At 65.7% G+C, this 18,525-nt stretch carries 12 protein-coding genes; 11 read left to right on the forward strand and 1 reads right to left on the reverse strand.

Going from position 1 to position 18,525, the window contains the following annotated elements; genetic code table 11:
* Nucleotides 1-74 precede the first annotated feature (74 nt).
* The 11 genes from H0X95_RS31800 to H0X95_RS31850 all read left to right on the forward strand — a co-directional run bounded on the left by H0X95_RS31800 (nucleotide 75) and on the right by H0X95_RS31850 (nucleotide 18,032).
* On the forward strand, nucleotides 75-380 hold the full coding sequence (locus H0X95_RS31800; RefSeq protein WP_006490913.1) for an NIPSNAP family protein: 306 nt from the start codon (nucleotides 75-77) through the stop codon (nucleotides 378-380).
* A gap of 311 nt (nucleotides 381-691) precedes the next feature.
* Nucleotides 692-1,342 (forward strand): NADPH-dependent FMN reductase, encoded by a 651-nt coding sequence (locus tag H0X95_RS31805; protein WP_006490914.1) that lies wholly within the window; start codon nucleotides 692-694, stop codon nucleotides 1,340-1,342.
* Nucleotides 1,343-1,577: 235 nt separating this feature from the next.
* A complete protein-coding gene (locus H0X95_RS31810; RefSeq protein WP_006480563.1) occupies nucleotides 1,578-1,796 on the forward strand; it encodes a hypothetical protein in 219 nt (72 codons plus the stop codon).
* A gap of 95 nt (nucleotides 1,797-1,891) precedes the next feature.
* Complete coding sequence (locus H0X95_RS31815) at nucleotides 1,892-2,794, forward strand: hypothetical protein (RefSeq protein ID WP_006490910.1); 903 nt, start codon at nucleotides 1,892-1,894, stop codon at nucleotides 2,792-2,794.
* Nucleotides 2,795-3,754: 960 nt separating this feature from the next.
* Nucleotides 3,755-10,894 (forward strand): ESPR-type extended signal peptide-containing protein, encoded by a 7,140-nt coding sequence (locus tag H0X95_RS31820; RefSeq protein WP_196446348.1) that lies wholly within the window; start codon nucleotides 3,755-3,757, stop codon nucleotides 10,892-10,894.
* A 121-nt stretch (nucleotides 10,895-11,015) separates the two neighbouring features.
* On the forward strand, nucleotides 11,016-11,678 hold the full coding sequence (locus H0X95_RS31825; RefSeq protein ID WP_196446347.1) for an OmpA family protein: 663 nt from the start codon (nucleotides 11,016-11,018) through the stop codon (nucleotides 11,676-11,678).
* A 377-nt stretch (nucleotides 11,679-12,055) separates the two neighbouring features.
* Entirely contained in the window at nucleotides 12,056-13,201 is a 1,146-nt protein-coding gene (locus H0X95_RS31830) for a DUF2827 domain-containing protein (RefSeq protein ID WP_034203301.1), read from the forward strand.
* A gap of 14 nt (nucleotides 13,202-13,215) precedes the next feature.
* Nucleotides 13,216-14,370 (forward strand): DUF2827 domain-containing protein, encoded by a 1,155-nt coding sequence (locus tag H0X95_RS31835; protein WP_048987821.1) that lies wholly within the window; start codon nucleotides 13,216-13,218, stop codon nucleotides 14,368-14,370.
* Between the two features lie 26 nt (nucleotides 14,371-14,396).
* A complete protein-coding gene (locus H0X95_RS31840; RefSeq protein WP_006482018.1) occupies nucleotides 14,397-14,864 on the forward strand; it encodes a DUF4019 domain-containing protein in 468 nt (155 codons plus the stop codon).
* 33 nt (nucleotides 14,865-14,897) lie between these two features.
* Entirely contained in the window at nucleotides 14,898-16,034 is a 1,137-nt protein-coding gene (locus H0X95_RS31845) for a DUF2827 family protein (protein ID WP_034203298.1), read from the forward strand.
* 24 nt (nucleotides 16,035-16,058) lie between these two features.
* On the forward strand, nucleotides 16,059-18,032 hold the full coding sequence (locus tag H0X95_RS31850) for an FkbM family methyltransferase (protein WP_059720878.1): 1,974 nt from the start codon (nucleotides 16,059-16,061) through the stop codon (nucleotides 18,030-18,032).
* A gap of 58 nt (nucleotides 18,033-18,090) precedes the next feature.
* On the opposite strand, the gene H0X95_RS31855 is transcribed toward H0X95_RS31850, so the two are convergent.
* Nucleotides 18,091-18,507, reverse strand: a complete 417-nt coding sequence (locus H0X95_RS31855) for a hypothetical protein (protein ID WP_059720879.1) — start codon at nucleotides 18,505-18,507, stop codon at nucleotides 18,091-18,093.
* Between the last annotated feature and the right edge of the window lie 18 nt (nucleotides 18,508-18,525).

The raw sequence follows: 18,525 nt of genomic DNA on the forward strand, positions 1-18,525 counted from the left end.
CCGGCGCGCACGCCGTTGACACGTGCCATCCCACACTCCAGACTCGCTGCTCCGTCACCGCATCGCGAGCGCCCATGATCACCTGCTTCCTTCGCTACGTCGTCGATCCGTACAAACTCGTCGAATTCGAAACCTACGGCAAGATGTGGATTCCGCTCGTCGAGCAGTTCGGCGGCACGCATCACGGCTATTTCCTGCCGTCCGAAGGCGCGAGCAACATCGCGCTCGCGATGTTCTCGTTCCCGAGCCTCGCCGAATACGAGCGTTACCGCGAACGCTCGAAGGACGATCCGGCCTGCCAGGCCGCGTTCCGCTACGCGGAGGAAACGCGCTGCATCGTCAGCTACGAGCGCAGCTTCTTCCGGCCGGTGTTCGAGTAACGGGCGGCGCCGCCGCGCATCGCACCCCGTTTTCCGGTCGAGGACGAAAAAAAAGCCCCGCCTGCATCCGCGCGGCGGGGCCAACCCATGTCAGTAGAGACATCATGGAGGAGACGAGCCCATCTTATCGACCGTGGCGCACCGTCCCAACCAAGCATTTCTGCTATCGATCTGCGCGGCCGCGCACACGATTGCCCCCGCCACGCGGCATATCGATAGAACGAAAAGTCGTTTTCAGAGTGGCGACGGGGTCGTTACCATCTGGTTTTAAGCCTGTGCTTAGCCGGGCAAGCCAATCCCAGGAGCGCCCCTTGACTGCATTCGATCAACACCGCCGCCCGTTCGTCGTCGGCATCGGCGGGACCACCCGAGCCGCATCGTCCACCGAACGCGCACTGTCGTTCGCACTGCGCGGCGCGCAGGCCGCCGGCGCACGCACGCGCCTGTTCGACGGCCCGTTCCTGCATACGCTGCCGCACTACGCCCCCGAACACAAAACGCTGACCGACGCGCAGCGCGAGCTGATCGACGCCGTGCGCCAGGCCGACGCGATCATCATCGCGACGCCCGGCTATCACGGCGGCGTGTCCGGTCTCGTGAAGAACGCGCTCGACACGCTCGAGGAACTGCGCGCGGACGAACGCCCGTATCTCGACGGCCGCGCGGTCGGCCTGATCGTCACCGCGTACGGCTGGCAGGCGGCCGGCACCGTGCTGACGTCGCTGCGCTCGATCGTTCATGCGCTGCGCGGCTGGCCGACGCCGTTCGGCGCAACCGTCAACACGCTGGAAACGCGCTTCGAAAGCGCCGACAGCTGCTCGGATCCGAAGGTGGTGGCACAGCTCGAGACGGTCGGCGCGCAAGCGGCCGAATTCGCGCTCGCGTTCGCGTCGCATCGTGCGGCCTCGCACGCGGCCTCGGTCGATGCGCTCGCGCCCGTACTGAAGGTCGCCAACCAGTAACCTCCGCATTCCGCCGCGCGGCCCTGATCGACAAGATTCGACAGGGCCGCGCGGCGCGTCTTCCCGCGCATGGCGATGTGCCGGACGCGCCGTCTTCGCCTCTCGCACATACCGTTTCCGCGTACCACCCCGATAACGATTCAGCCCGCTGCGTGATTTGCATTGGCCGAAAGATTGGTTCACGCCGCCGGCAGGTTTTCGTACGCTGAAAGTCCGAACTTTTTCCGCGCACGCCATGAACCGTACGATCCGCTACAAGGGCTATGAAGTCGCTCCCGCTGCCGCCCGGTTGCCGAACGGGCTGTTCGCCGCCAACCTGACCATCGAACGCGCGAGCGGCGGGCCGTCGCCGCGCTCCGTGTCGTTCGACGCCATCGATTTCTTCTTCGAGGAAGAACACGCCCTCGCCTACGCGTCGCGCTGGGGCCGCCTCTGGGTCGACACGAACGCGTGACATCCGCGGGGCCGGCGTGCCCATGGCCGCTCGAAAATACGCGATGACGGAAGCTGTGCAAGAATCTTTCGATCCGTAATCGCATAACAATAGCCATGACTGACACGCTGCAGGAAGAGCATGCAGCCGCAGATCACGCGATGCGCAACTGGACCTTCGAGAGGCAAGGTTCGGTCCGGATCGGTTCCGATGCGCACAAGCAGATGTTCTGTCGGATGCTGCTCGACACACACAACCCGTACAAGCCGGCCGTGATCGACTGGCCGGCACTCCAGCCGGCCGAACTCAGGCGGCTCACGTCGCTGCCGATCTGGGACATCGCGGTGCAAACCGAAGGCCGCGCGTCGATCCGCGTGGCGACCTACGCCGCGACGGTCGACGATCCGCTGCTGCGCCGCGCGCTCGAGATGGACGGCGGCGAGGAAGCCCGCCACAAGGTCGTGCTGTCGAAGCTCGTCGAGGCGTACGGCATCCAGTTGGCGCCCGAGCCGCCCTATCCGGCACCGAAGGACCCCGAATGGTCGTGGATGATGACGGGCTTCAGCGAATGCATCGACAGCTTTTTCGCGTTCGGCCTGTTCCGCTCCGCGCAGCGCTCCGGCTATTTCCCGCCCGAACTGGTCGAAACCTTCGAGCCCGTGATCCAGGAAGAAGGCCGCCACATCCTGTTCTTCGTGAACTGGTACGCGTGGTACTGGCGCACGATGCCGTGGTGGCGCCGGCCGTGGTTCTTCGCACGCGTGGCGGCCGTGTGGGTGCAACTGATCCGCGACCGCATGAGCATCGCGCGCGGCATCGATGCCGACGGCGCCGCGCGTGACGCGAATTTCCCGGCTACCGGCACCGCGGACATCGGCGATGCGCTGAACCCGCGCGAGCTGATCGAGCTGTGTCTCGCGGAGAACGACCGGCGGATGGCCGGATACGACAAGCGCCTGCTGCGCCCGATGTTCGTGCCGCGGATGGCGCGGTTCGCGCTGCGGTTTCTGAAGAAGTGAAGTCGAAGGCTTGCCGCCGGTCATGCGGCAAGCCCCCGATTGGGTCCACGCCCGTGGACCGAATGTGGCGTGCGCGATACATTCGATCAATCCCTATTTTTCTTCGACACGTCGAGCCGCCGATGGCATGACGGACAAATTGCCGCACCCTCGATCTGACATTTCGACCGCCGCCGACCCGACGCCGACCTGCGGTCTTTGACGACCTGTCGACACCCCGCGAAACAGCCGCTCCCCCTGCCTACTCGACTTCCGGCGTCCGCACCGATTCCGCCTAAACACCGATACCAACGCGATCGTCAATAGGACAAATCCGATAAATTGCCGCGAATTGTTTCATTTGTTGCCCTGTAGCAATTTTTTACAACTTCGATGGGCCGGGCAGCCCGGAACGCCCGTCGCACGGGCCCTCGCGCCGGGCGGGTTGCGCAGATCGGCACAACCCAATGCGCCTCGTGCCAGGTAAATTCGATTATAAAATAATCTCCAAACACAAAAACCAATTCAATTCACACCAAACATTTAACAAGTTAATAATTAGGCAAAGATATTATCTCGTCATAGCCAAACAATCCTTACGGAAATGAAAGAATGCAGGGTTGCGCAAACGTTTGCTATTTCATTTGTCTTACTTTTGAGGCGATTCTATTTGTTGCTCATCGCACACAACGATCATAAGTCGTTGATTTTTATAGATAATACAGTGTCTCGCCAGAAAAATTCAAACCCTACACGACACATTCTTACATCTTTCAAATTCATTCACATCCAGTACATCAAAACTCGATGCATTAACCATTCTTTAACTTTCAAAACAGTTCATTTATCACTGTTTGTCAATCTCTAAAATCCTCCTCCAATAAACTCCGCCCATCAATTTTGAGATTCGCGCGAGCGCACGGAGTAACCCTCTAACAAAAGAGACCGGTGTGTGGCGTGCACATTTGGAGGTAGCAGGACATGAACCGCACATACCGCTCGATCTGGAACGAAGCGCTTGGCGCCTGGGTCGCGGCATCGGAACACGATTCGGCACGGGGCAAGCCGAACAAGTCGGCCGTCACTGCCGCAGTATTGGCCGCCGTCGCAATGCTCCCGTCGCTCGCCGGCGCCAATACCTTCGTTCCAGGCACGACCAACGGTAGCCAATTCACCGTTTCGTCGTGTACGTCGAGCGGTGGCAACGGCACCGTCGGCCGCACGACGACAGGCAACACCAATGCCTATCCCGTCGACGGATCCGGCACTTACTCCACGGTTGCGGGCTGTAACTCCAGCGGCAACAACAATCTCGCGGCCACGGCTTATGGGGCATTCGCGCAAGTCACCGGCACCGGCGGTACGGCGACGGGCTTCCTGTCATCTGCCGCGCTCTGGGGCACGTCCGCCGGTCTCGAGTCGACCGCCAGCGGCGCCGGTTCTACCGCGCTCGGCTTCGGGGCAACGGCCAACGCATTGAATTCGGTCGCGATCGGCGGTGCAGCCGGTAATGGCACCACCCCGCTTTCATATGCGAACTCGACCATCGCTTCGGGCGCCGGCGCGGTCGCAATCGGCAGCAACGCGACGAAGGGCGCGCAGTCTGCCGCGTCGGATGGCATCGCGATCGGCGGGCAGTCGTCCGTCGCGTCGGCCGCCACGTCGGGTATTGCAGTTGGCCGTGGTGCGACGGTCAATGGTGCGTATGGCATCGCGCAAGGCGACGGCGTCGTCTCCGGCGCAACGGGCCGAAACGTGGCAATCGGCTCGTCGGGCACGACGGCGAACAGCGCGACCTCGGCCGGCGGCGCGGTCGCGATCGGCCGAGGCCAGAGCGCAAGCGGCGACGGCGCCGTTGCGATCGGCGATCCGAACAGCGCCACCGGTACGGGCGCGCTGGCAATCGGCGCGAACGACACGTCGAACGGCTCCGGCGCCATCGCGCTCGGCAACAGCAACTCGGCGAGCGGCACGGGCTCCGTGGCGCTCGGCAACAGCAGCACGGCGACCAACAGTTCCGTCGCCATCGGCAGCTCGGCCTCGGCGACGGGTACCAACGGTGCGATTGCCGTCGGCAATGCGGCAACCGCGAACGGCACCGGCGCAATCGCGCTCGGTAACGTCGGCAGCTTTGCCGCCAACTCGATCGCAAGCGGCACGGACGCACTCGCGCTCGGTAACGGCTCGACGGCCAGCGGCAGCGCCGGCGCGGTCGCCGTCGGTGCGGCAGCCGTGGCGTCCGGAAGCTACGGCACGGCACTCGGTTCGAATTCGACCGCGAGCGTCGCAAACTCGGTCGCCCTCGGCTACAACGCGCTGACGACCAGTGCGGCAACGGCGACGTCCGGCGGCACCACCACCGTCAGCAGCGCCACGATCGGCGGTCAGACGTTCGGCAACTTCGCCGGCGCCAATTCGGCGGGCGGTGTCGTCAGCGTCGGGCAGTCGGGCTCGGAACGCCGTATCCAGAACGTCGCGGCGGGCCTCGTCACGGCCACCAGCACCGACGCGATCAACGGCAGCCAGCTCTATTCGGTTGCGAGCACGACGACGTCGAGCATCACGAGCCTGTCGACGTCGGCTTCGACGGGTCTGTCGTCGGCTAATAGCTCGATCACGTCGCTGTCGACTTCGACTTCGACCGGCATCAATTCGCTGTCCACCGGCCTCAGCTCGGCAAACAGCTCCGTTACGTCGCTGTCGACTTCCACGTCGACGGGTCTCTCCTCGGCTAATAGCTCGATCGGCTCCCTGTCGACCTCGACTTCGACCGGCATCAACTCGCTGTCCACCGGCCTCAGCTCGACAAACAGCTCGGTTACGTCGCTTTCGGCTTCCACGTCGACGGGTCTCTCCTCGGCTAATAGCTCGATCGGCTCCCTGTCGACCTCGACTTCGACGGGTATCAATTCGCTGTCGACGGGCCTCAGCTCGGCAAACAGCTCGGTTACGTCGCTGTCGACTTCCACGTCGACGGGTCTCTCGTCGGCCAACAGCTCGATCTCGTCGCTGTCCACGTCGACCTCGACCGGCATCAACTCGCTGTCCACCGGCCTCAGCTCGGCAAACAGCTCCGTTACGTCGCTTTCGACTTCCACGTCGACGGGTCTCTCGTCGGCCAACAGCTCGATCTCGTCGCTGTCCACGTCGACCTCGACCGGCATCAACTCGCTGTCCACCGGCCTCAGCTCGGCAAACAGCTCGGTTACGTCGCTTTCGACTTCCACGTCGACCGGCCTCTCCTCGGCTAACAGCTCGATCTCGTCGCTGTCCACGTCGACCTCGACCGGCATCAACTCGCTGTCGACGGGCCTCAGCTCGACAAACAGCTCGGTTACGTCGCTTTCGACTTCCACGTCGACCGGCCTCTCGTCGGCTAATAGCTCGATCTCGTCGCTGTCCACGTCGACCTCGACCGGCATCAACTCGCTGTCCACCGGCCTCAGCTCGACAAACAGCTCGGTTACGTCGCTTTCGACTTCCACGTCTACCGGCCTCTCGTCGGCTAACAGCTCGATCTCGTCGCTGTCCACGTCGACCTCGACCGGCATCAACTCGCTGTCCACCGGCCTCAGCTCGGCTAACAGCTCGGTTACGTCGCTGTCGACTTCCACGTCGACCGGTCTCTCGTCGGCTAACAGCTCGATCTCGTCGCTGTCCACGTCGACCTCGACCGGCATCAACTCGCTGTCCACCGGCCTGAGCACGGTCTCGACGAAGACGGACAACCTCGGCAGCAGCACCGCCTCGGCACTTGGCGGCGGTTCGACGTACGACCCGACGACAGGCAAGGTTTCGGCCCCGTCGTACACCACATACAACGCGAACGGCACGACGTCGACCGCCAACAGCGTCGGCTCGGCGATCAACAACATCAACAGCCAGGGCATCAAGTACTTCCACGCGAACTCGACCGGCGCCGACAGCACCGCAACGGGCACCGACGCTGTCGCCATTGGCTCGGGCGCCGTCGCCAGCACGATCAACTCCGTCGCCATCGGCCTCGGCGCGGTCGCCAGCACAGACGACTCCGTCGCACTTGGCGCCGACTCGAAGACCGTCGCGGCAACGCCCACGAGCAGCGCGACCGTCAACGGCGTGACGTTCAGCGGATTCGCTGGCGCCAAGCCAGTCGGCGTCGTCAGCGTGGGTGATGCCGGCAAGGAACGACAAGTCACCAATGTCGCCGCGGGTCAAGTGACCTCCACCAGTACCGACGCGATCAACGGCAGCCAACTGTATTCGGTCGCCCAGCAAGTCGGTACTGCGACCAGCGCCATTTCGTCGCTGTCCACTTCGACCTCGACCGGTCTGTCGTCGGCTAACAGCTCGATCACGTCGCTCTCGACCTCGACCTCGACCGGCCTGTCGTCGGCCAACAGCTCGATCACGTCTCTGTCGACCTCGACTTCGACGGGCCTGTCGTCGGCTAACAGCTCGATCACGTCACTCTCGACTTCGACCTCGACTGGCCTGTCGTCCGCAAATAGCTCGATCACTTCGCTCTCGACTTCGACTTCGACGGGCTTGTCCTCGGCTAACAGCTCGATCACCTCGCTGTCGACCTCGACTTCGACCGGCTTGTCGTCCGCTAACAGCTCGATCACCTCGCTCTCGACTTCGACCTCGACTGGCCTTTCGTCCGCGAACAGCTCGATCACCTCGCTGTCGACCTCGACCTCGACGGGTCTGTCGTCGGCCAACAGCTCGATCACTTCGCTCTCGACCTCGACTTCGACCGGCTTGTCGTCCGCGAACAGCTCGATCACGTCGCTGTCGACTTCGACCTCGACCGGCTTGTCGTCGGCCAACAGCTCCATCACGTCGCTGTCGACCTCGACCTCGACGGGTCTTTCGTCGGCTAACAGTTCGATCACCTCGCTGTCGACTTCGACCTCGACCGGCCTGTCGTCCGCAAATAGCTCGATCACGTCGCTCTCGACTTCGACTTCGACCGGCTTGTCGTCCGCGAACAGCTCGATCACGTCGCTGTCGACTTCGACCTCGACCGGCCTGTCGTCCGCAAATAGCTCGATCACGTCGCTCTCGACTTCGACTTCGACGGGCCTGTCGTCCGCGAATAGCTCGATCACTTCGCTGTCGACTTCGACTTCGACGGGCTTGTCGTCGGCTAACAGCTCGATCACGTCGCTCTCGACTTCGACCTCGACGGGCCTGTCGTCGGCCAAAAGCTCGATCACCTCGCTGTCGACCTCGACCTCGACGGGCCTGTCGTCGGCCAATAGCTCGATCACGTCGCTGTCGACCTCGACCTCGACGGGCCTGTCGTCGGCCAATAGCTCCATCACGTCGCTGTCGACTTCGACCTCGACCGGCCTTTCGTCGGCTAACAGCTCGATCACGTCGCTGTCGACTTCGACCTCGACCGGCCTGTCGTCGGCCAACAGTTCGATCACCTCGCTGTCGACCTCGACCTCGACGGGTCTTTCGTCGGCCAATAGCTCGATCACGTCGCTGTCGACCTCGACTTCGACGGGTCTGTCGTCGGCTAACAGCTCGATCACTTCGCTCTCGACCTCGACGTCGACCGGCCTGTCGTCGGCTAACAGCTCGATCACGTCGCTCTCGACCTCGACCTCGACGGGGCTGTCGTCGGCTAACAGCTCGATCACCTCGCTGTCGACCTCGACTTCGACCGGCTTGTCGTCCGCGAACAGCTCGATCACCTCGCTGTCGACTTCGACCTCGACGGGTCTGTCCTCGGCTAACAGTTCGATCACGTCCCTGTCGACTTCGACCTCGACCGGTCTGTCGTCGGCTAACAGCTCGATCACCTCGCTGTCGACTTCGACCTCGACCGGTCTGTCGTCGGCTAACAGCTCGATCACGTCGTTGTCGACCTCGACTTCGACGGGTCTTTCGTCCGCGAACAGCTCGATCACGTCGCTCTCGACCTCGACTTCGACCGGCCTCTCGTCGGCAAACAGCTCCATCACGTCGCTGTCGACTTCGACGTCGACCGGCCTCTCGTCGGCAAACAGCTCGATCACGTCGCTGTCGACTTCGACTTCGACGGGCCTGTCGTCGGCTAACAGCTCGATCACCTCGCTGTCGACTTCGACTTCGACCGGTCTGTCGTCGGCCAACAGCTCGATCACGTCGCTCTCGACCTCGACTTCGACCGGTATCAGCTCGCTGTCCACTGGCCTGAGCTCGACCAACAGCTCGGTGTCGTCCCTGTCGACCTCGACGTCGACCGGCCTGTCCTCGGCCAACAGCTCGATCAGCTCCCTGTCGACCTCCACCTCGACGGGTCTGTCGTCGGCCACCAGCTCGATCACGTCCCTGTCGACTTCGACCTCGACCGGCATCAGCTCGCTGTCCACCGGCCTGAGCAGCACGGACAGCACGATCCTGTCGCTGTCCACCTCGACGTCGACCGGCATCGGCTCGCTGTCCACCGGCCTGAGCAGCACGAACAGCTCGGTGTCGTCGCTGTCGACCTCGACCTCGACCGCGATCAACGCCGCGAAGACGCACTACTACAGCGTCAACGACAACGGCGTGCAGCAAGCCAACTACGACAACACCGGTGCAACCGGCACCAATGCCCTCGCCGCCGGCGTGAACGCCAGCGCGGCGGGCGCGAGCAGCGTGGCAGTCGGCGACGGCTCGAACGCGCAGACGGCAGGCGCGGTCGCGATCGGCCAGAACGCATCGGCAACGGGCGGCAAGGCGGTATCGATCGGCTCCGGCAACACGGCATCCGGCGATGGCGCGGTCGCGATCGGCGATCCGAACGTGGCGACGGGTACCGGCGCCGTGGCGATGGGTGCGAACAATACGGCGACCGGCGACGGCGCGGTGTCCCTCGGCAACCAGAACACGGCAACCGGCGCCAGCGCGCTCGCCCTCGGCAGCTCGAACCAGGCCACCGCGGACAACACGATCGCGCTGGGCAGCCAGGCCACGGCCAGCGCCACCGGCGCACAGGCCTACGGCTCGGCCGCCAAGGCCACGGCCGCCGACGCGCTCGCCTTCGGCACGAACGCGCAAGCGAACGTCGCGAACTCGATCGCACTCGGCGCGAACTCGGTCACGGCCGCGGCGGTCGGCACCTCGAGCGCCACGATCGGCGGCGTCACGTACCCGTTCGCGGGCGGCTCGCCGGTCGGCGTGGTGAGCGTCGGCGCACCGGGCCAGGAACGCCAGATCACGAACGTCGCCGCGGGTCGGATCTCGGCCACGAGCACGGACGCGATCAACGGCAGCCAGCTGAACGCGACGAACAACGCGATCAACACGCTGTCGACGTCCACCGCGTCGAACGTCGCATCCCTGTCGACCGGCATCAACTCGCTGTCGACCGGCCTGAGCACGACGAACAGCAACGTGGCCTCGCTGTCCACGTCGACCTCGACCGCGATCAACTCGCTGTCGACGGGCCTCAGCACGACGAACAGCAACGTCAACTCGCTGTCGACGTCGACTTCGACCGGCATCGGTTCGCTGTCCACCGGCCTGAGCACGACGAACAGCAACGTGGCATCGCTGTCGACCGGCGTGACGAACATCAACAACCAGTTGAACCAGTTGTCGACGTCGATCAACAACAACACGACGCGTGCAGCCAACAACAACGGCATCGCGGCCGACATGAACGGCAAGGGCACCGACGTCCCGGTCGTCACCGCCGGCTCGAACTCGGTGGCGATCGGCGCGGGTTCGAACGACGGCGGTCGCTCGAACGTGGTGTCGGTCGGCAGCGACCAGCAGCAGCGGCAGATCACGAACGTCGCGCCGGGTACGCAAGGCACCGACGCGGTGAACGTGAACCAGCTGACGCAGGTGCAGACGACGCTGTCGACGGCACTGTCGGGCCAGCAGGCGCAGATCAACTCGCTGGGTTCGCAACTGCAGCAGACCGACCAGATGGCGAAGCAGGGTATCGCGGCCGTCGGCGCGATGGCGTCGATCCCGCAGCTCGATCGCGACGCCAACTTCGGGATGGGCGTGGGCACGTCGACCTTCCTCGGCCAGAAGGCGATGGCGGTCAACATGCAGGCGCGCATCACGGAGAACCTGAAGGCGTCGATCAACGGCGGCTTCAGCGGCGGTCAGAAGGTGATCGGCGCCGGCATGCTGTATCAGTGGAAGTAATGCGTCGCGCCGCCCGGCCGTCCGGCTCGCCAGCCGGGCGGCCCGCGGCTCCGACGGCAGGACGAGCCCGCCGCGTACCGCGCGGCGGGCCTCGGTCAACCCAAGCTTTAAGGACGTCACCGTGAACAAACTCGCTCTTGCGCTCGCGCTTTCCGCAACGGCCCTCGCCGCGTGCTCGACCGCATCCGGCCCGACCTTCAGCGCCTCCGAACTGCAGCCGCGCAACGGCGTGCGCACCTTCCAGGTGGACTGCCACGGCCTGCTGTCGGGCCCGCAGACCTGCATGAAGGCCGCCCGCAAGATCTGCGGCGACGAGCCCGTGCGCGCCGTGGACTCGGCCCGCGCGCTGCGCGACAAATCCGATCCGGCCACGCTGGTCTTCCAGTGCGGCGCCGCACCGGCCGAAGCGGCCTCGGCCTCCGAGCCGGCCGCCGCCGTGGTCGAACGCGTGAACCTGTCGGGCGACGCGCTGTTCGCCACCGACCACGCGACGCTCGCGCCGACCGCGCGCGAATCGCTGGACCGGCTGCTGAGCGAGCGCGCCGACCGCACGTACTCGCAAGTGACGGTCACCGGCTTCACCGATTCGGTGGGCAGCGACGACTACAACCTCGCGCTGTCGAAGCGCCGGGCCGAATCGGTCGCCGCCTATCTGAAGGCGCACGGGCTCAAGACCGACTCGATGACGGTCTCGGGCCGCGGCAAGGCCGATCCGGTCGCATCCAACGCGACGCCGGAAGGCCGCGCCAGCAACCGCCGCGTCGAAATCCGGCTGCAGCACTGAGCCGCCTGCGGCCGCGCGATCCGGCGTGCCGTCCGCGCCGCGCCGGCACGCCGCCGGACCACCGGGCGCCGCAACGCCTGCGCCCGTTTCCGTTGGCCGGCGGCTATGTCAAAGTTCGTCACGTCCTGCCAAAACCGGCGGTTTCCATGCCACAATCGCCGCAGACAGTCGCCGGGGCAGCCTGCCCGACGCGCGCCGTGCCAGGCGTGCCCGACGACACGCCGGAATCCGGCTGCCGCCCGCGCGAATCTCGTCGCCCGATTCGTGCACCGCGGCGCACCGGCGCGAATCCAACCATGACGATCCACGGCGCGCCGCTGCCGGCCATACGCTCGACGCGATGCCCGGACGCATGACGCCGCAGAGGAAACCAACCGGTGACGGACATCAATGAAGCCGCCGCGGGCGGCACCCGCAAGCAACGGCCGGCGGTCGGCATCTCGCTGTTTGCGCGCGACGGCCAGGCGATCTGGGAAAACGGCATTCACCAGAACATCGCGTTCCTCGCGATGATGCTCAAGCGCTCGGATCGCGTCGGCCCCGTCTATTTCCTGAACGGCGGCGACGCCAACGCGCTGCCGGCCGGCCTCGAACTCGACGGCCTCGACATCCCGCTGGTGAAACCCGCCGACGTCACGCACGAACTCGACGTCGTGATCGAAATGGGCGCGCAATTGCCGGTCGAGTGGCTGCGGCACATGAAGGCGCTCGGCAAGAAGATCGCCGCGTTCTTCTGCGGGCACGTGTATGCGGGCCTGTGCGAAACGCCGATCTTCGGGAAACCGTCGGGGCACGTGTTCAACGGCGCACCGTTCGACGAAGTGTGGCTGCTGCCGCAATACGACAAGACCGCCGCGCCGATGCTGCAGACGATCCTGCGCGCGCCCGTCCATCTGATGCCGCACATCTGGTCGCCGTACTTCCTCGAGCGCCGCGTCGCCGCGATCGCCGGCGAAGGGGCGACGTTCGGCTATCAGCCCGGCGCCCGCCCGTGGCGCCTCGCGATGCTCGAACCGAACATCTCGGTCGCGAAGTCCTGCCACTACCCGATGCTGGCGTGCGACGCGTTCTACCGCGCGCGGCCGGACGCGGTGCAGCACATGTTCGTCGTCAACGCGATGCACATGAAGGAACATCCGACCTTCGTGCACTTCGCGAACAGCCTCGATCTCGTGCGCCAGCACAAGGCGACCTTCGAACCGCGCCTCGACCTGCCAGGCTTCATGGCGCGCCATGCGGATGCGGTCGTGTCGCATCACTGGGAAAACGGGCAGAACTATCTGTATTACGACGTGCTGTACGGCGGTTATCCGCTGATCCACAACTCGACGCTGATCGGCGACGCCGGCTACTACTACCCGGACTTCGACTCGGCCGCGGGCGGCCGCGCGCTGCTCGAAGCGTGGCTGCATCACGACGAACGCCTCGACGACTACCGCGCGAAGGCCGGCCGGCTGCTGCAGTCGGTCTCGATCGACAACCCCGCGAACCTCGACGCGTTCGTCTCGCGTCTGGTCGCCTGAACCGGAGCATACGCATGTCGGACTCCAATGCCCGTCAAGCGCCCGGCGAGGGCAAGCGTCTCGTCGTCGGCGTGTCGCTGTTCGTGCGCGGCGCCGGCCAGTCGCTGTGGGAAAACGGCATTTTCCAGAACTGCCTGCTGCTGATCCTGCTGCTGCGCCAGTCGCCGCTCGTCGCGGATGCCGTGATGGTGAACGGCGGCGAACAGGTCGCCGATCCGCAGATGATGCTCGGCGAATGGAACGTGCCGCTGCTGTCGATGGACGAAGCGCTCGAGCGCTGCGACGTGCTGATCGAGATGAGCGCACAGTTCGGCGCGGACTACCTGCGCGCGTTCCGCGAGCGCGGCGGCAAGGTCGTCACGATGCGGGTCGGCAACGACTACGTGATCGACATCGAACGCGCGATGTTCGACAAGCCGTCGGGCTTCCTGTTCTCCGGCGCGCCGTACGACGCGGTGTGGACGATTCCCGAGTTCGAGCGCTCGTGCCTGCACTACTACCAGACGGGCCTGCGCGCCCCGGTCACGATCGTCCCGCACATCTGGCATCCGATGCTGTTCGACAAGGCGCGCGCGACGCTCGGCGCCGGTTTGTCGTTCGGCTATCAGCCCGGCAAGCCGCGCTGGCGCGTGACGATGTTCGAGCCGAACATCTGCATGGTGAAGACGAGCATCATTCCGATGCTCGTGACCGAGGAAGCGTATCGCGCGAAGCCCGAGTTCCTCGAGTTCGTGCGCGTGTGCAACACGATTCACCTGAAGGAACATCCGACGTTCGTGCACTTCGCGAAGAGCCTCGACATCGTGAACCACGGCATCACGACGTTCGAAAGCCGCTATGCGGTGTACGAGTTCATGGCCGCGTACGGCGATGCGGTGGTGTCGCACACGTGGGAGAACGCGCAGAACTACCTGTACTACGAGCTGCTGTACGGCGACTATCCGCTGATCCACAACTCGCCGTTCCTCGGCAAGGCCGGGTATTTCTATCCGGACTTCGACTGCCAGGCGGGCGGCCGCGCGCTGCTGCAGGCGTTCGCCGGGCACGACGCGAATCTCGACGCGTATCGCGAGCAGTCGAAGCACGTGCTCGACTCGGTCAGCATCTACAACCCCGAGAACGTCGCGGCCTATACGGACGCGATCGCCACCCTCTATCGCGACGCGTGACGCGCCGCCCTTTCCGGACCCCGCCCATGAACGCACGCCCGACCCTCACCCGCGCAAAATGGCTGCTTGGCTGCGCCGCCGCATCGATCGCGATCGGCGCGCATGCGCAAGCCGCCGGCGAATCGGCCGACACGCTGCTGCGCGACTCCGATGCGGTGTTCAAGCAGCTCGACGCCGGCCAGTACGGCGCGGTATGGACCGACGCTGCACCGTTCGTCAAGGCGCGCTTCAAGCAGGACCAGTTCGCGGCGCAGATGCAGCAGGCCCGCCAGTCGGTCGGCACGGTCAGCCATCGCGGCTGGGCGCAGGTCACGCGCATCCGCTACGAGCGAACGGCCGGGATGCCCGACGGGCTCTATGCGAACGTCGATTACGCGACGACGGTGGCGAGCGGCGCCACGATGTTCGAAAAGCTGAGCTTTCGCCTCGAAACCGACGGCCGCTGGCACCTGACGGGCTACGTGCCGCGTCAGACGCAAAACGCCGCGCAGTAAGCCGCGCACTGCCCGCCCTACGGAGCCGATCCGATGAAACTCAATGTCGCGATAACGATGAACGTGCAGCGCGACGCGACGCAGTCGATCTGGTACAACGGTGCGAACCAGCACTGCGTGTACCTGTACATGCTGCTGAAGCAGTCGCCGTTGATCGGCGAGGTCTGGCTCGCGCACGACAACGGCATCACCGAGTATCCGCAGGCGCTGATGATGGACGCGTTCGGCGACGCGCTGCGGCCGCTGTCGGCCGTCGTTCACCAGACCGACCTGCTGATCGAGATGAACGCGTTCGTCGACCCGTCGCACACGGACGTCGTGCGCCAGCGCGGCGGCAAGTGCGTGTCGTATCGCTTCGGCAACGACTACGTGATCGCGGTCGAGACGATCAACTTCGAGAAGAACGACTGGCGGCCGAACCCGCACCGCGTGCAGTTCGACGAGATCTGGACCAATCCGCAGCACATGCACACGTGCGCCGCGTATTTCCAGGCCGTGTACCGTGCGCCGGTAATCGAGCTGCCGCATATCTGGTCGCCGTATTTCATCGAGCGCAGCCTCGACGCCGATCCCGAACTGAAGGCGCGCTTCGGCTATCGCAACCACGGCCCGGCCAAGCGCATCGCGTTCTTCGAGCCGAACCTGAACGTCGTGAAGAGCGCGATCGTGCCGATGCTCGCCGCGAACGCGTGCTACGTCGAGCATCCGGAGCTCATCGAGCACGTGTACATGACCAACACGTTCGACAAGAAGGAAAACGTCGCCTTCAAGCATCTCGCGCTCGGGCTCGAAATGGTGCGCGACGGCAAGGCCACCGCCGACGTGCGCGCGCCGTTCGTCGCGTGGGCCGCGCATCACACCGACATCGTCGTGTCGCACCACTGGGAAAACGGCCTGAACTATCTGCTGTACGACGCGCTGTACGGCAACTACCCGCTCGTGCACAACTCGCCGTTCCTGCGCGACGTCGGCTACTACTATCCGGACTTCGAGATCTTCGATGCGGCGCGTGCGATCGCGACCGCCGCGCAGACGCACGATGCACGGCTCGACGATTACGCGGCGGCCGCCCGTCGCTGCCTGCACCAGGTCGACACGCTCGCCGAGCACAACGTCCGCGCCTATTCCACGCAGATCCAGCATCTGTTCGCCGGCCGCCCGCTCGGCTGATTTCCTTCGCCCGCGCCCCTGCCCATGAATCAGACCGTCCGCAATTTCGTCGTGATCGATTCGATCCACGGCCCGTTCGTCATCAACCGGCACTGCGCATTGCAGGCCGAGGCGCTGATCAAGACCGGCCGGCCGCATATCCAGGGCGAACTCGACACGATCCTGCACGTGATCGACCAGTTGCCCGACGGCGCCATCGCCGTGGACGGCGGCGCGAACGCGGGGCTCGTCTGCGTGCCCGTCGCGCAGCGGCTGCGCGAGCGCGGCGGCCGCGTCTATGCGTTCGAGCCGCAGCGCACGCTGTTTCACGCACTCGGCGGCACCGTGGCGCTCAACCAGCTCGACAATCTCCATCTGCTGAACATGGGGCTGGCCGCCGCCAACGGCACGATGAAGGTGCCCGACGTCGACTACGGGCAGGATGCCGACTTCGGACAGGTCTCGCTCGTCGACGCGCAAGCGTCGGGCGGCACGCCGACGCCGGTCGTCCGGCTCGATTCGCTCGGCCTGCCGCGGCTGGATTTCCTGAAACTCGACATCGAAGGAATGGAGATCGACGCGCTGCGCGGCGCACGGCAGTTGATCGAGGCGCATCTGCCGTGGTGCTGGATCGAATACTGGAAAGTCGGCGAGGCGCCGATCATCGACACGTTCGCCGGTCTCGACTACACGTTCTACCGGATCGACGGGCTGAACCTGCTGTGCGTGCCGAACCCGCGTTGGGACCGGCAGCGCCTGTTCATCACGGGCGAACCGCTCGACGTCGGCGCGACGGCCGAACACGGCGCGGCGCCAGCGACGGCCGCGGTCGCCGATGCCGACGCGCCCGAAACGGACTGGAACCGCGCGCTCGAGCATGAATCGCGCGGTGAGTGGGGGCATGCGATCGACCGCTGGCGGCGCGCACGCGGCCGCGGGCTCGACGACGAGGCGATCGCGCTGCAGCTCGCGTCATGCTACGGCTTTGCCGGCATGCCCGAAGCCGGGCTTGCGGCGCTCGACCCGTTCGGCGATCCGGCCGCGCTGCCCGACGCGGCGCGCGGGCGCATCCAGCTCGCGCGCTCAGCGCTGCTGCTGCGTGCCGGCCGACGCGACGAGGCCGCACGCGCCACGATCGACAGCGAAAACGTATTGACGGCCGCGCAATTCGGGCTGGCGACGGAGCGGCTTTACCAGGGCCAGCCGCTGCACGGCAAGCGGCTGCTCGTCCTCAGCTACGGCGGTGTCGGCGATCAGCTTCAGTACGCGCGCTATCTGCATGCGCTCGACGCGTTCGGCTGCGCCGGCGTGACCGTGGTCGTCCCCGACGCGCTGACGGGCCTGCTGCGCCAGACGTTCCCGCGCATCGAATTCGTCGGCGCGCACGGCGCGTGGGTCGACACGTCGCATCTCGCCCACGACTACTGGTGTTCGTTCCTGGTGCTCGCCGCGCAGTTCGGTTACGCGCCGGCGCCGGAAGGCGTGCCGACGCCCTACCTGACGGGCCCGCCCGCGCATGCGGCCACGTGGCGCGAGCGTGTGTCGCACGACGGCCATGCGCCCGGCACGCGCCGCATCGGGCTGAACTGGCGCGGTCGCGACGAAAGCGATGCACGCTTCCATCGCGCGGCCAGCCTGCGCGATTTCGCGCCGTTCGCGCGGATGCGCGGCTACGCCGCGTACTGTCTCAATCGCGACCTGTCCGCGCAATCCGAGCAATCGGACCTGCCGGTCACCTTCCCGCATCGGGCCATCGGCGACTTCAGCGATCTGGCCGCGCTGATGCTCGCGATGGACGCCGTGGTGACGACCTGCACCGCGCACATCCATCTCGCCGGCGCACTCGGCGTGCCGGCCGTGCTGCTGCTCAGCCCGAAAGCGGACGCACGCTGGGAAACCGGCTCGCGCACCGCGCTCTACCCCGGCATCCGGATCGTGCGCGCCGCGCACGTCGGTCGATGGGACGATGCGATCGACCGCGCGATGGCGCTGGTGCTTGGCGGTTTCGGGAAGGATTGAGATTCGACGGGCCGCGCGAGCGGGCCGCAGCACCGGGCTCGCTCGCGCGCCGGTTGCGTTACACCAGCACCCGGTCGCCGCTTTGCGCGGCGAATGCGCGGCCATGCCGCCGCCCCATGCGCGCGAGCAGCGCGAAACAACGGGCTGCCGGCCGGCCTGCACCGCCCGATTGCCGGACGAGGCTGTCGGATACGCCGCGCGCGATCGCCGACTCGTCGCCGCACGCGCCGGCGATGACGCCCGCGTAGTAGTGCCGGGCCGCCAGCTCGCGGCCGCCCGCGTCGAGCAGGCTCATCCGCTGAATGCGGCGCGCGACGATCGTCAGGCCGTCGAGATAGGGTGCGACGTCGATCGGCGCATCGGTCGATTCGGCGCCCAGTTGCCACAGCATGTCCGCCAGTTCGGCGAGCGCGACCAGGTCGCGCACGTCGGTCGCCTGCGTGCCCGTTCCGCCTCCGGCTTTCGTTCCCGCCATGCCCACGCCCCTTTGCGA

This window comes from Burkholderia sp. 9779_493 (assembly GCF_015712215.1).
GTDB classification, from domain to species: domain Bacteria; phylum Pseudomonadota; class Gammaproteobacteria; order Burkholderiales; family Burkholderiaceae; genus Burkholderia; species Burkholderia cenocepacia.

Coding starts and splice junctions, on each gene's coding strand:
- H0X95_RS31850 (WP_059720878.1), top strand. CDS start 16,059: ATGAATCAGACCGTCCGCAATTTCGTCGTGATCGATTCGATCCACGGC.
- H0X95_RS31800 (WP_006490913.1), top strand. CDS start 75: ATGATCACCTGCTTCCTTCGCTACGTCGTCGATCCGTACAAACTCGTC.
- H0X95_RS31815 (WP_006490910.1), top strand. CDS start 1,892: ATGACTGACACGCTGCAGGAAGAGCATGCAGCCGCAGATCACGCGATG.
- H0X95_RS31855 (WP_059720879.1), bottom strand. CDS start 18,507: ATGGCGGGAACGAAAGCCGGAGGCGGAACGGGCACGCAGGCGACCGAC.
- H0X95_RS31810 (WP_006480563.1), top strand. CDS start 1,578: ATGAACCGTACGATCCGCTACAAGGGCTATGAAGTCGCTCCCGCTGCC.
- H0X95_RS31835 (WP_048987821.1), top strand. CDS start 13,216: ATGTCGGACTCCAATGCCCGTCAAGCGCCCGGCGAGGGCAAGCGTCTC.
- H0X95_RS31820 (WP_196446348.1), top strand. CDS start 3,755: ATGAACCGCACATACCGCTCGATCTGGAACGAAGCGCTTGGCGCCTGG.
- H0X95_RS31845 (WP_034203298.1), top strand. CDS start 14,898: ATGAAACTCAATGTCGCGATAACGATGAACGTGCAGCGCGACGCGACG.
- H0X95_RS31840 (WP_006482018.1), top strand. CDS start 14,397: ATGAACGCACGCCCGACCCTCACCCGCGCAAAATGGCTGCTTGGCTGC.